Source organism: Chryseobacterium sp. ERMR1:04 (genome assembly GCF_001297705.1).
Classification (GTDB): Bacteria; Bacteroidota; Bacteroidia; order Flavobacteriales; family Weeksellaceae; genus Chryseobacterium.
Genome location: NZ_LIRF01000008.1, coordinates 1048806 through 1063274 on the forward strand (window position 1 = coordinate 1048806; position 14469 = coordinate 1063274).

General features: G+C 34.1%; 13 protein-coding genes. 3 read left to right on the forward strand and 10 right to left on the reverse strand.

All coding sequences use genetic code 11. From position 1 onward, the window contains the following. Position 1 precedes the first annotated feature (1 nt). From AMQ68_RS22005 to AMQ68_RS22030, 7 genes are all read right to left on the reverse strand, one after another. Positions 2–733, reverse strand: a complete 732-nt coding sequence (locus tag AMQ68_RS22005) for an FkbM family methyltransferase (protein ID WP_054512715.1) — start codon at positions 731–733, stop codon at positions 2–4. Positions 734–735: 2 nt separating this feature from the next. After that, positions 736–2376, reverse strand: a complete 1641-nt coding sequence (gene pgi / locus AMQ68_RS22010; protein ID WP_054512716.1) for a glucose-6-phosphate isomerase — start codon at positions 2374–2376, stop codon at positions 736–738. 219 nt (positions 2377–2595) lie between these two features. Continuing rightward, complete coding sequence (locus tag AMQ68_RS25400; protein ID WP_160318007.1) at positions 2596–2742, reverse strand: hypothetical protein; 147 nt, start codon at positions 2740–2742, stop codon at positions 2596–2598. 5 nt (positions 2743–2747) lie between these two features. Then, positions 2748–3344 carry a hypothetical protein gene (locus tag AMQ68_RS22015; RefSeq protein ID WP_054512717.1) on the reverse strand — a complete coding sequence of 199 codons (597 nt, stop codon included), beginning with the start codon at positions 3342–3344 and terminating at the stop codon, positions 2748–2750. After that, complete coding sequence (locus tag AMQ68_RS22020; protein ID WP_054512718.1) at positions 3334–3843, reverse strand: RNA polymerase sigma factor; 510 nt, start codon at positions 3841–3843, stop codon at positions 3334–3336. The genes AMQ68_RS22015 and AMQ68_RS22020 overlap by 11 nt, the downstream gene beginning before the upstream one ends. A gap of 25 nt (positions 3844–3868) precedes the next feature. Then, entirely contained in the window at positions 3869–4738 is an 870-nt protein-coding gene (locus AMQ68_RS22025; RefSeq protein ID WP_054512719.1) for a TraB/GumN family protein, read from the reverse strand. Between the two features lie 155 nt (positions 4739–4893). Next, positions 4894–5796: a DUF4349 domain-containing protein gene (locus AMQ68_RS22030; protein WP_054512720.1), complete on the reverse strand. Its 903-nt coding sequence runs from the start codon at positions 5794–5796 to the stop codon at positions 4894–4896. 295 nt (positions 5797–6091) lie between these two features. On the opposite strand from AMQ68_RS22030, the gene AMQ68_RS22035 reads away from it, so the two are divergent. Next, positions 6092–7450, forward strand: a complete 1359-nt coding sequence (locus tag AMQ68_RS22035; RefSeq protein ID WP_054512721.1) for an acyl-CoA dehydrogenase family protein — start codon at positions 6092–6094, stop codon at positions 7448–7450. Positions 7451–7549: 99 nt separating this feature from the next. On the opposite strand, the gene AMQ68_RS22040 is transcribed toward AMQ68_RS22035, so the two are convergent. Continuing rightward, a complete protein-coding gene (locus AMQ68_RS22040; protein ID WP_054512722.1) occupies positions 7550–7927 on the reverse strand; it encodes a MauE/DoxX family redox-associated membrane protein in 378 nt (125 codons plus the stop codon). 154 nt (positions 7928–8081) lie between these two features. Here AMQ68_RS22040 and AMQ68_RS22045 point away from each other — a divergent pair, with 154 nt between their 5' ends. After that, positions 8082–8327 (forward strand): hypothetical protein, encoded by a 246-nt coding sequence (locus AMQ68_RS22045; RefSeq protein WP_054512723.1) that lies wholly within the window; start codon positions 8082–8084, stop codon positions 8325–8327. A 54-nt stretch (positions 8328–8381) separates the two neighbouring features. Here AMQ68_RS22045 and AMQ68_RS22050 read toward each other — a convergent pair whose 3' ends face one another. Both AMQ68_RS22050 and lon read right to left on the reverse strand, forming a co-directional pair. Beyond that, entirely contained in the window at positions 8382–9494 is a 1113-nt protein-coding gene (locus AMQ68_RS22050; RefSeq protein WP_054512724.1) for an AI-2E family transporter, read from the reverse strand. Between the two features lie 149 nt (positions 9495–9643). Next, on the reverse strand, positions 9644–12049 hold the full coding sequence (gene lon, locus AMQ68_RS22055; RefSeq protein ID WP_054512725.1) for an endopeptidase La: 2406 nt from the start codon (positions 12047–12049) through the stop codon (positions 9644–9646). 259 nt (positions 12050–12308) lie between these two features. On the opposite strand from lon, the gene AMQ68_RS22060 reads away from it, so the two are divergent. After that, positions 12309–14459, forward strand: a complete 2151-nt coding sequence (locus tag AMQ68_RS22060; protein WP_054512726.1) for a SurA N-terminal domain-containing protein — start codon at positions 12309–12311, stop codon at positions 14457–14459. Positions 14460–14469: the final 10 nt, after the last annotated feature.

Sequence of the window (14469 nt, forward strand, 5' to 3'; positions counted from 1 at the left end):
TTTATTTACTTTTTATTAGATTCTTATTGATTAATGATATCTCATCATAGGTTTCAGAAATACCAAAGATTAGAAAACCATGTTCTTTTAGTTTTTCTAATATATCTATTGTTTTCTGCTTTCCATTGGGGAAAAAACGATCATGAAATTCAACAAGAATTTGTCCAATTTCAATGTCAGAATTCAAAATATTTTCTAATACCTTATATTCTGCGCCCTCAATATCCATTTTTAAAACATCCACTTTCTTGTGTTCTAATAAAGACATTGTATCATTCAGAGTTTTAAGTTGAACCTCAATCTTTCGATCTAAATTGATATTACTCTGTTCTACTGTACTTCCAGAAACAAAATCAGGGTTTTTAGGAAAATAAAAAAAATCTGTTTTTGTTGTGTCCCCAATGCCAAAATCGAAAAACTTAAAATTTTGAGACAATTGGTTTGATTTTACCCAATTGATTGATTTTGGCGTAGGGTCAAATCCAAAAACCATACAATTATATTTATCAATTATTTCTGTGTCAAAAGAAATATCTTCTCCAACCCCAAAAGAATACACAATAGAATCTTTATTTAAAAATTCTGTTGCTACCAAAAAACCACCATAGTCATTACCAAACCATTTTTTCTTTAGCGATACATCTTTTTTCAAATGATTGGTCTCGCTACTCAAAAATAACTTGATAAATTCAATTTTTCTTTTGATTTTATCTTTTGTTTTTCTGCTAAGCATTTTTACTTATTTCCTTTATAATAGTTTATCAACCCATTTGTAGAGCTGTCGTGAGAGCTAATAGCCTCATTGTTTTCAAGTTCTGGTAAAATCTTATTAGCCAACACTTTTCCTAATTCTACACCAAATTGGTCAAAGCTAAAGATGTTCCAGATAACGCCCTGAACAAAAATCTTGTGTTCATACAATGCAATTAACTGTCCTAATGAAAATGGAGTTAATTCATTGAAAATAATTGAGTTAGTAGGGGTGTTTCCTTGGAAGACTTTGTAGTTTAATAAAAAGTCAATTTCTTCCTCAGATTTTCCTGCGCTTTTCAATTCTTCTTCCACTTCTTCTTCTGTCTTTCCGAAGGCAAGTGCTTCAGTCTGAGCGAAAAAGTTAGCTAATAATTTATCCTGATGATCAGAAACTTTGTTTGGACTTTTCGCATACGCAATAAAATCAGCAGGAATTAATTCTGTTCCTTGGTGAATCAATTGATAGAATGCATGTTGTCCGTTTGTTCCAGGCTCACCCCAGATGATTGGTCCTGTTTCGTACTCTACGAACTCACCGTTTCTGTCAACACATTTTCCATTACTTTCCATATCTCCTTGTTGAAGATACGCTGCAAACCTATCTAAATATTGAGAGTAAGGAAGAATAGCATACGTTGTTGCCGCGTAGAAATTACGGTACCAAATTCCCATTAATCCCATTAAAACAGGAATGTTTTCAGAAAAATCTGCGGTCTGGAAATGTTGGTCGCTGTCAGAAGCTCCTTTTAATAATTGTTCGAAGTTTTCATATCCAACTGAAAGAACGATGCTTAAGCCGATTGCGCTCCAAAGTGAATATCTTCCGCCAACCCAATCCCAGAATTCGAAGATGTTTTCTTCTGCAATTCCAAAGTCTTTAACTGCCTGAACATTAGTTGATAAAGCAACAAAGTGTTTTGCTACATCTTCCTGTTTTCCTACTTTTAAGAACCAGTCTTTTGCCGAATTAGCATTCGTCATTGTTTCTTGTGTCGTAAACGTTTTAGAAGCAATGATAAATAAAGTGGTTTCAGGATTTAAGTTCTTTACAACTTCTGCGATATGATTTCCGTCTACGTTTGAAACGAAATGAACGTCTAATCTTGTTTTAAAATGCTTTAAAGCTGAAACTACCATCACAGGTCCTAAATCTGAACCTCCGATTCCGATATTCACAACATCAGTGATTTCTTTTCCGCTAAAACCTTTATGATCTCCTGAAATAATTTTTTCAGAGAATGATTTCATGTGGTCCAAAACTCTTTTGATCTGTGGCTTAATATTGTCACCATCAACCAAAATTTCTTTGTCAGAAAAATCCCTCAAAGCTGTATGTAAAACTGCTCTTCCTTCAGTTTCGTTGATTTTATCTCCTGAGAACATTTTAGAAATAGCGTCTTTCAACTGACATTCTTCTGCTAGGTTCAAGAGAAGTTCTTTTGTTCTTGAGTCAATCAAGTTTTTAGAATAATCAAAAAGAAAATTGTCTCTTTTTAATGAAAACTCTTCAAAACGATTCTGGTTGTATTGGAAAAGAGTTCTTAGTTCGAAATCATTTCCTGCAAAGTGTTCATCAAGAGCTTTCCAACTGTTTGTTTGTATAGGATTTATTTTTGATAGCATATATTTCTAAAGGATTTAGATTATTAATTTTAGAAATTAGTTTTCTGAATAAAAATTTCTAAAAAATTTGGTGTCGTTAAATTTCTAATTTGCAAATTTAAGGAAAAATAAAACCTCAGATAAATTTGAGCGTTATAAATAACAATTTTTTAAAAAACAAACCCCAGATCAAGTCTGAGGTTTAATAGTTCTTATTATTTTGATAGATGAATGATAAAATTATTCGTCTATTTCGTTCAGTATATTCTCAAGTTGTTTGGCATTTTTTCCATAGAAATATTGAGTCCATAAAATAATACCTGCTATAATCGCGATAGTTCCTATGACAACGCTCAGTATTAAAACCTGCTGATTATGGCTTGACATATTTACTAAAGACTCTCCTTTTTTCGCCAATACATTATAAAAAATGAATAATATTGAGTCCATAAAATAATACCTGCTATAATCGCGATAGTTCCTATGACAACGCTCAGTATTAAAACCTGCTGATTATGGCTTGACATATTTACTAAAGACTCTCCTTTTTTCGCCAATACATTATAAAAAACGAGTCCTAATGTGATCATAAAGTGAGGAAGAAGGAGAAATCCTAAAGATTTATATCTTTCCATGTTCAGTTTCAGTTCATGGTATATTTTCCAGAGGCTGTTTTGGGTATTTCCGGTATACAGTTCGGTTTGTTTATAAAATTTATAAAATCCTAAAAAGTAATAAGAAGATATTACCACAAATAGGGTGTAAGAGGTGTAATAAATAATATGCTGCGATACAGGGAAATCCAGTTGTTGTGGAAAGAATCCGATAAGAATGATGCCAATAATCTGGAATGGAAGTTCCATCTTCATGCTTTTTTGGATCTTTTCAATAGGATGTTTACTCTTTTTTAGCTGTTCTATATTGTTGGGAATGTTTACGCTGTCGGCGTCTTCGTTATTCCATTGTTCTTTTAATCGATCAAAATTCATAGCCTGATTTTTTTATGATTTGCTGTATTTTTTCTTTGGTTCTGTTCAGTTTTACACGGGCATTGCCTTCACTAAGTCCTAAATTGTCCCCGATTTCTTTATGTGACATTCCTTCCATAAAGTAAAATATAACGGCTTTTTCTAGAGGTTTAAGTTCTTGGACTGCGGTGTAAAAAACTTCTAATTGCTTGTCTTTTGCAGGATTGTAATCTTCGTTTTGGACTTCAAAATGATGGGGTGCATCCGAGTGATTATTTGTCCGTTTTTTTTCTTTTTTTAAATAAGTAATGGCGGTGTTAATGGCTACGCGGTACATCCAGGTGGAAAATTCACTGTTACCCTTGAAATTCTGATACGATTTCCAAAGCTGAATAAGAATTTCCTGCTGTAGATCTTCGCGGTCTTCCAAAGAATCTGCATAGATGCGCGAGGCCTTATACAAAATGCCTTTGTGCTTGTTCACGAGATTTAAAAAAGCGGTTTCGGTTGGATTGCTCACGGTGATTTCATGGTTTGGTTATGTGCTAAAGGCTTGATACAGGTTTCAAGGTATATCCTTTCGATTTTAAAAGCTGGATCACTCCGTTTTTACCCATAAGATGAGCGCCTCCTACTGCAAAGAACGAACTTTCTTTTTTCATAATTTCCGGCATTTTTTCTGCCCAGTTATTATTTCTGTCCGTAAGCATGGCTTTTTCTTGTTTGGCATTCATTATTTTGTCATTTTTAAAGTGGGTGTAAAGAGATGCTACATCTTCATTTTTAAATGCAACGACCATTTTCTTAAGAAGGATTTCATATTCCTTTCCCATTTTTAGTTGCTCAATGACCGCTTTCAAATCATAAGCTTTATTGATGGATGTAAGCTGTTCTTCTACTTTTTCAAGCCCGTAAACTTTCTTTTTACTTTTAATAGCATTTTTAAGAAGTTCTATTTCATAAAATTTCATTTCAGTTTGAGGACATGGTGTAGATTTCAATGCAATAAGTGAATATAAAGCTTGTGAACTTGAATGATCCATTTTCTTTAAATCTGTTCCATAATCGTTGAGGATCTTGTCTAACTCCTTTGCTTCTGCAGGAGTAAGCTGATCTGATAGTTTTTTATCCGTCTGATACATTTTCTGCATGGTTGCCATTTCAGCAGGATCTGTATAATTAACTTCCATTACAAAATTATCAGATTTTTCCAGCGCTTTCATCACTTTCGATTTTATCTCAAAATCCGAACTACACATTGTATGAAACGTTCCTGCAATATAAGAAGGTTTTGTGAGCCCGTTCCCTGAAACTTCCCAAAGTGTACTGTTTTCCGGGTTGGTACTCTGCGCTTTTGCTGTTGTGAAGGTTGATGATAATAATACTGCGAACCCAAGTTTTACTAAATTTTTCATGTGATTAAGTTTTTAATTCTTTATTCTTTAAACAGTAGGTAAGGGTGGTATTATAATCGTTACAGTTTTTTTTGAGAAAAATAAAAAACCTCCTGAAATGGAGGTTTGAAAATCTAAAATTATGTTGATAACCACTAAGGTTAGGATAGTTTTAATTAAATCTGATCAGGCTTTTTAAAATATTTTCTTTTTCTCAATACATACATAATAGCTGCTGCAATAAGTAGAATAGGCCAAATGGTAATTAATCCGACCGCAATTCTTTGAATTAAATAAAAACCTTCCACAAAAGCATTTTTTGCATCGTAAATGAAATTGAATTTATATTTATTGTCAATGCTTTTGGTATTGGTAACCGCAATTTCTGCGATTCTAAGTTTGGGTTCTTTAATGTAAATGTCAACGGTGCTGTATTTGATGTTGTCAACAATATTCATGCTTTCCAGCTGTTGCTGATTTCCTTCTTTCATATTATCATTACCCATGTTTACTTTGTCTTTATTGACTTTCATTTGAGCAATGGTTTCGTTGGTTTTTTTATTTCTTTGGGTTTCTAATTCTGCATATTTAATGCTTGCGGTTACATCTTCTGCATTAATGATTCTTGAATTCAGAAATAATTTTTTATCATTAATTAAGGTTAATAATTCTCCCAATTTATCTGTCGGAACACGAACCTGCATCGTGTTTTCAGTTTGAAATTTTTTCACCAACATTGAATTTTCGTTGGATGTGTTGTAGGTATCTTCTGAAACGACAGTACTCTGCAAATTACTTTTTGTAACAAATCCGCCAAGCTCCTGAATAGATTTTTCAATGGAAATTGTTGCATCATAAACATCTTTCACTTCCATATTTACTTCTGCAGTTTTGATAAACTGTTTGTCTTTCACTTTGGTGGTTGCGGCAGAGGAAACACTATCTGAAACCACAACTGCTGCAGAATCTGCTGCGCCTTCAAGTTCATATTTACTTGCTGTAGCTTCTCCCTTTTTACAAGAATAGATTCCTAATAAAAGAATACTGGCTAGGGATAATTTGATGTACGTAGTTTTCATATATAGATATTTTTTATTTTCAATTGTTGAAGGTAATCGCCATTTTTAAACTGAGATAAGCAATGGGATTTATTGATAGCGATTTCGTCATCTTCACTTTTACTGTTTTTGCTTATTCCAAAGTTCAGGCTGAATGGGTTGTAATGTTTGAAAATCACGAGTAAAAAAGTTGTAAAGCGAAAAAGTTGATTTAATTAATTTAAAATCAGTGTTTTGTAAATTAAACAAAGGTATTAGAGCTAATTTTCGGATTGATTTTTGCATATTTTTTACAAATCAAAACCACACGATAACTATGTCTAATACTTTTTCCAAAATCAGAAACACGATAGAATTATTCAGATCAATAGATTTTGATCAGCTAAGTGCTATTTCTCAAAAGGTAGATTTACCTAAATTGATGCAAAGCTTCTCCAAATTAGATGATAAACAATTGGGAGGATTGATGAAAATGCTTGATCCCAATAAAAAGAAAAAAGAGCTTCCGCCGATTGACGGAGATTTCTACGATATTTATCATACGCTGACTCCCGAGCAGAGAGAAATTCAACTTAAAGTAAGAGAATTCATGGAAAAAGAAGTGAAGCCTCTGGTAAATCATTATTGGCTGAGAGACGAATTTCCTCATGAATTAATTCCAAAATTCCAAAAATTAAATATCTGTGGTGTAACCTATGAAGGATATGGTTGTCCGGGAATGCCTTTCTTGATGGAAGGAGTTATTGCAATGGAAATGGCTAGGGTTGATGCTTCTATTGCTACATTTTTTGGGGTGCAATCTGGTTTGGCGATGGGTTCTATTTATATTTGTGGATCTGAAGAACAAAAGCAAAAGTGGCTTCCTCAAATGCAGAAGTTCGAAAAAATTGGAGCGTTTGGGTTAACGGAACCTGAAGTTGGATCCGGAGCAGCTGGCGGATTAACGGTAACCTGCAAAAAAACTCCTGAAGGCTGGATTTTAAACGGGCAAAAAAAATGGATTGGTAACGCAACTTTTGCAGATTTAATTATAATTTGGGCAAGAGATCTTGATGGTGGTGAAGTGAAAGGCTTTATTGTTGAGAAAGATAATCCCGGATATTCTGTTGAGAAAATTAAAGGAAAAATGGCGTTAAGAATCGTTCAAAACGGATTAATTACGCTGACGGATTGTTTAGTGACCGAAGAAAACAGATTGCAAAATGCCAATTCATTTAAAGATACAGGTAAAGTATTGAGAATGACAAGAGCTGGAGTTGCCTGGATGGCGACAGGCTGTGCGCGGGGAGCATATGAAAGTGCTTTAGCCTATACAAGAACTAGAGAACAATTCGGAAAACCGATTGCTTCTTTTCAAATGATTCAGGGGCATCTGGTAGAAATGCTTTCTAATCTTACGGCAATGCAAACGATGGTTTTCAGATTGTCTGAAATGCAGGATGAAGGAATTTTAAAAGATGAACATGCTTCTTTGGCCAAAGTTTTCTGTACGCTGAGAACAAGAGATATTGTTTCCAGAGCAAGAGAAGTTTTGGGTGGAAATGGGATTTTATTGGAATATGATGTTGCAAGATTTGTTGCTGATGCAGAAGCAATTTATTCTTACGAAGGAACAAAAGAGATCAATTCACTGATTGTCGGAAGATCAATTACGGGTTTCAGTGCATTTGTATAAAATATAAAATGTGAATGGTGAATGATGAATTTTGCTTCGCAAGTGAATTTTTAAAATTAATAGGCAAAGCGGATTGGCTATTCACCATTCACATTATTTTCAGCTTACTAAAGCTTTATATTTCTTTTCGTTATCAATAATGATCCAAAGATTAATTAAAAATAAAACTACCGCAATTGAAATTCCAGGTGAAGACGGGGCTCTGTAAACATTGTGTAAAAGTATTCCTACCATTACAGGCAAAATTACGATGGCACCTAAGGCTCTTGTTTTTGGAAAGATAAATAATAACCCTCCAATAACTTCTACGGTACCCACTAAAGGCATCAGCCATCCGATTTCTCCGAAAGCAGCGAAAAGTTTTGTTTGATCGGCTGTAAGAGGTGGCATTGGCATGTAGTGTAAAAACTTGTCGAGACCTGCATTAATAAACATAAGTCCGAAAAGTAGGCATAGAATAAATTTTACGATTTTCATAAGTGATGGATTTTTATCAAATGTAAATAAAATTCTCATTCGTTAATTAATTCGAAATAGATTGAATTGAAATTTATTTTTAACGGAATATTTTTCTTTAATATCATTGAATTTTATATATTTGTTTTACAAGTCAAACTAAACAAATAATATTATGTTGAAAAATTTTCAAAAGTTAAATCGCGAGAATTTAAAAAAAATTAATGGAGGAGGAAAAGAGCTCTGTGATATAGGACTAGAAGGATGTCCTTGCAAAATTCCACCGGGACACCCTTGTTTAGGTGGCGGCGGTGGAGGTACAGATCCTGGATCTAGTTTAGGATACTGTCCGGATAATCAGAGTTATATTCCTTGTGATCAGGCCTGTCCGAGCGGAATGAGCCCATATTGCGCACCGTAGTATAAATATAAAAGCCCTCAATTGAGGGCTTATTTTATATATATTATTTACATATCAATCCATTTCCTTCAAAGTAATATTTTTTGATATTTTGTAGCTTTTTTTCTTTTTGTGAGGCTTGTCTTCTTCACCCAGTAATTTCCCCCAAGGTTTTAACCCATCAACTCTTTCAAAGATAATTTTAATAATGGCAATTGCCGGAATACAAAGAAACATTCCTGCAATTCCCCAAAGGTGCTCTCCTAAAAGAATTCCGATAAAAGAAAACAATGCGTTGATCTTTACTTTTGAACCCACAACAAAAGGGAGAATAATGTTTCCGTCAACAATATGTACGGCGATATAGCCTATGAATACATAAATACACGTAGATGGAGTAGCGGTTGCAAAAGCGATAAAGCATGAAATTAATAACGAAATACAGATTCCCAAATAAGGAATAACATTTAATAATCCGGTTAAAACTCCAAGAAGGATTGCATATTTTACGCCTAAAACTGTCAATACAGTTGAAGAAAGAATAGATACGATAAATACCTGTAAACAAAGACCGAAAATATATTTTTTGGTCATAATTCGTACTTCATTTACAACTTCCTGTACGCTGGCTTTATGTTTTTCGTTAAAAACGGTAAGGATGAAATTATTTAATATTCTTCTGTAATTTAATATGAAAATGAAAAACAGAATAAAAAATACAATAAAGCCTAAACCGGTTGAAAATATACTAAAAGTAAACCCTAAGATAACGCCTGATGAAGATAAAAGCTTGCTTAAGCCTTGGTCAAGGTAATCTAATTGTTCATGGATTTTAACATGAAAAGTGTCTGAAACCCAATTTTGAAGGCTATTAAAGACAGTCGTGAATTGTGTTCTTAAATGAGGAAGGTCTTTGCTGAAATTTGATAATTGTGATCCAAAGAAGTAGATAAGTCCGGTTAACATAATCAACATAATCATTACAGAAGTCATGGTTGAGATGCTCCTTGGGAATCTCAGTCTTCTTTCCATAAAAGTGGCAATAGGTAAAAATAGCATCGCCATTAAAAATGCCAAAAAGAAAGGAGCTAAAATACTTTGCCCCAATGCAAGCAGATATCCAAGTCCAATGATTGAAATGATAACCAAAGTAAGCTTAACGAGGAAAGGAAGTTTAAGAAAGTTCATAATTCGAGTCTGTAGTATAAAAATAGTAAAACCCTCCGAATTGAAGGTCTTTTAATTTAATTAACTTGAATTCTTTTTTAAGTGAATAAAAAACACGTCCCCAATTGTGGAGACGTGTGGTATGTATTGAGAAGTTAATCTATGTAAATTTATTTTTCAAGGGCAATTTCTACCACTTCTTCCATTCTGTTAACGTAATGTACATTCAGATTTTTAAGATAATCTTTTTTAATTTCTTCTACATCTTTTCTGTTGGCCTCACAAAGAATGACTTCTTTAATTCCTGCTCTGGTTGCTGCCAAAAGTTTTTCCTTGATTCCACCCACAGGAAGTACTTTTCCTCTAAGGGTAATCTCACCTGTCATAGCAAGATGCGGTTTTACTTTTTTATTTTTATAAGAAGAAACCATTGATGTCAGCATAGCAATTCCTGCAGAAGGTCCGTCTTTTGGGGTAGCACCTTCAGGAACGTGAACGTGGATGTTTTTTGTTTCTATATCTTCCTGAGAAATTCCTAGTTCATCATGCTTTGCTTTGATATATTCTAAAGCAATGGTAGCAGATTCTTTCATTACTGTACCCAAGTTACCGGTCATCGTCAAAGCGCCTTTTCCATTGCTTAAAATACTTTCAATGAATAAAATGTCTCCACCTACGCTTGTCCATGCAAGGCCGGTTACAACACCAGGAACTCCTGTGATCTCGGATAAACTTTTTGGTCTTGGAACTCCTAAAATTTCATCTACTTTATCAACAGAAATTTTAACATCATATTCTCTTGATAAAGCAGTCTGTAAAGCTACCCAACGGGCAATAGAAGCAATTCTTTTTTCTAAAGATCTTACTCCACTTTCAGAAGTGTGCGCTTCGATGATATGTTTCAATTCAGGATTTCCAAGTTTGAATGATCGTATTGTCAAACCGTTTTCTTCCTGTTGTTTTTTAATTAAATGTCTTTTAGCAATCTCTATTTTTTCTTCCAGTGTATATCCAGCAATCTGGATAATTTCCATTCTGTCTAACAATGGCGTTTGAATGGTTGAAAGTGAGTTGGCTGTAGCAATGAACATTACTTTAGAAAGGTCATAGCCCATTTCTAAGAAATTATCGTAGAATGCATTATTTTGTTCAGGATCAAGAACTTCAAGAAGTGCCGAACTTGGATCTCCATGCATGCCTTTTCCTACTTTATCAATCTCATCCAACACAATCACAGGGTTTGATGTTCCTGATTTTTTGATGGATTGAAGAATTCTTCCTGCCATCGCTCCGATGTATGTTTTTCTGTGCCCACGGATTTCACTTTCGTCATGAAGTCCACCTAAAGAAACACGAACATATTTTCTTCCCAAAGCATCAGCAACAGACTTTCCTAAAGATGTTTTACCAACTCCCGGAGGCCCTACCAATAATAAAATTGGAGATTTCATGTTGTTTTTTAATTTCAAAACAGCCATGTGTTCTAAAATTCTTTTCTTAATATCTTCTAATCCGAAATGTGCTTTATCTAAAACTTTTTCGGCTTTTTCAATATCAAAAGTATCTTTGGTGAATGTATCCCAAGGCAGATCTGTAAAGAAATCTAAATAATTTCTCTGAACATTGTAATCTGGTGAATTCGGGTTTTGGCGTTGTAATCTGTTGATTTCCTTTTGAAAATGCTCCTCAACTTCTGCATTCCATTTCTTTTTGCTTGCTTTTGCAATAAGGTCTTCAATATCATTTTCCGGTCCGCCTCCCAATTCTTCCTGAATCGTTCTAATCTGTTGATTTAGAAAGTATTCTTTCTGTTGCTTGTCAAGATCTTTTGATGTTTTTTGATGAATCTGATTTCTTAATTCTAATTTTCTGAAATCTTCATGCATCATTTCATAGCACGTGTTCGCTCTTTCCATCAAGTTCTTTTCTTCAAGCAAGCTTTGCTTTGCACTAGATGAAAAATTAGCGTTGGTACAGATGAAATTTAAAAGATCATCATTATTGTTGATGTTTTTGATGGCAAAATTAGCTGCGTTAGGAATATTCGGGTCAAGCTCAATTATTTTTAATGCTAAATCTTTAACATTCTCTAATAAAGCTTCGTATTCTTCTTGGTTTTTAGCCTTTCCATCTTTTAATTTTGAAATCTCAGCTTTAAAATAAGGTTGAGTTTCAATGATTTTTTTTATCTTAAATCTGTGGAAACCCTTAGTAATAGCAGTGATATTCCCTTCAGGAAGTTTTATTATTTTTATAATCTTGGCTAGAGTTCCTGTTTGGTATAGATCTTTTTCTGTAGGCTGTTCTATATCTGAGTTTTTCTGGCTTACAATTCCGATAAAGTCTCCGTTTACCTGAGCTTCTTCAAGGAGTTGTATAGATGCTTTTCTTCCTGCAGTAATAGGAATTACCACATTAGGAAACATTACCATATTTCTTACAGGAAGGATAGGGAATATCTTTTGTTCTGAGTTTTTTTCAGTCTCCGCAAGATCAGAAAGATTGATTTCCTCGGCTACAATATCAAATCCGTCACTTATCATTTCCTCTAAACTTATATCTTCAAATTCTGTCATAGTTAATAGAATGACAAATTGTCATTTCCGTTTTAAATCGTTAAAGTAGAATTTCATAATATGCCTTGAAAACGTATCGCATATTATGATGTTGTAAAATGCACAATACTTATGCCATTTGTTTTTTGTTAAAAAATCTGGTCAAAATTTCCTTTTTTGCCCAAATTAAATTTTAAAAATTAAAATAAAGAACTAGGATTTCCGTAATTTCTTAAAAATGTGTATTTTCGCAAACTGATAAAAAACTATAATTTATAAAATGGCAATTTTAGGACAGATTAGGAGTAAGCCTTGGCTTTTGATGGGAGTAATTGCACTAGCGCTTTTAGCGTTCTTGGTGAATCCCGATAGTATTGAGAAGGTTTTTGGTAAAAATCCTGATGTTTTAGGAAAAGTAAATGGTGAGAAAATTACTCGTGAAGAGTATAATGATCAGCTTTTCGTTCTACAACAGCAGGCTGAGCAGCAAAATCAACCGAAAAATGGTCTTGAAGAACAGGCTTGGCAGTTATTGGTGCAATCCAAACTGATTAAGCAGCAATTCGAGAAAATGGGGTTTGAAATGACGGAAGATTATTTCTGGAATCAGATCCAGTACGATCAAATGTTTGCTCAAAACAAACAGTTCTTTGACGAAAAAGGAAACTTTAAGACTCAGGAGCTTAAAAAGCAAATCGAAGATTTAAAGAATACAAGTCCGGAAGGGTATAACCAATGGATCAAAACCAGAAAATCTGTTGAATACAGATTGATGGCGAGACAGGTATTTGCAAATGTTTCTACAGGTGTTACAACAGGTAAGAAAGAAGCAGAAGAATTAATGAGACAAAGAGATCAGTTAGCTGATATCGATTTTGTGAAAGTTGATTACGCTGCTTATCTTCAAAAAACTAAAATAAACGTTAAGACGGAAGACTTAGCTAATTATATTAAACAGCACCCTGTGATGTTTAAGGCTGAGGCAAGCAGAAATATCGGTATCGTATATTTCCCTTCTCAACCAAGTGCAGGTGATGATGCAGCAGCTCAGAAAGAGATTAATAAATTATTCTCTGGAGGTACTGATGCAAGTGGAGGAAAAGAAAACTTCCAAAATACAACGAACGATTCTATGTTTGTAATGGCTAATTCTGATATGCCTTTTAATAATCAGTATTTAAAGCCAGCACAATTACCACAGGCTGTACAAGCTCAAATTGCAACGGCAGCAGTGGGACAAACTTTTGGACCTTACAAAGAACAAAACTTCTATGTAGTATCTAAATTAGTTGGTAAAAAAACTTCTGACTCTACATTGTCTAGACATATTCTTATTGCATTCAAAGGAAGTCCTGCGGGAGAGGGTGTTACAAGATCTAAAGAAGCAGCTAAGAAATTGGCAGATTCTATTGGGGCTATTGTAAAAGCTACTCCGGCTAGATTTACAGAATTCCTTAAGTTATCAAATGATCCAAATTCTGCTGCTCAAGGTGGTAGCTTAGGATGGACGACTCCTGAAACTCCTTTCGTTCCTGAATTCTTAACGTATTTGGCGAACAATCCTAAAGGTGCTACAGGTGTTGTAGAAACTCAATTCGGATACCATATCATCAATATTGAAGATAAGAAATCTGGATCTATGGGATATAAAGTGGCTAACTTAGTAAAAGCAGTGAAGCCTTCTGATGCTACTGAAGCTGATACAGATAAGAAAGCAAGAAGATTTATCCAGCAGGTTCAAGGGAAATCTTTCAACGATTTCGTAAATATTGCTAAAAAATCTAACTTCCAATTCTCAAACCCTAAATCTGCTAAGAGATTCGACGGTCAGTTACAAGGTTTAGGTACTGATAAAGATGGTGAGATCCTTTCTTGGGCTTTCGATAAGAAAAGAGAAAAAGGAGATACAGAATTCTTTACTGTAGAAGGAACAGGAGATAAAATTGTAGTTTACCTAAACGGAAAACAAGAGAAAGGTCTTGCAGATCCTGAATCTGTAAGAGATCAAATTGAAACAATTGTTAAAAATAAATTAGCAGCAAAACAAATTTCTGATAAAATTGCAGCTGCTAAAGCAACGAGCTTAGATCAGATTGCTGCATTATTTACAACAACAAAACAATCTGCACAGGTTAATTTATTAAACCCATCAGTGGCAGGTTCAATGGAGCCTAAAGTAGCTGGTGCTGCATTTGGTGTTGCAAAAGGGAAGTTATCTAATCCGGTTGAAGGTGGAACAGGAGTTTATGTTTTAATTAAAAAGAACGAAACAACTAACAAGCAGCCTGGAGACCTTAAGCAGTTCACAGAGTCTGTTACTCAGAGAAACTCAGGAATGTTCGGTCAGGCTTGGTTGAAGAGCTTACAAGACAATTCTGATATCGATGATTACAGAATCGAGATCTGGAATAAAGTAGGATCTCAAAAATAATTAAGAGATT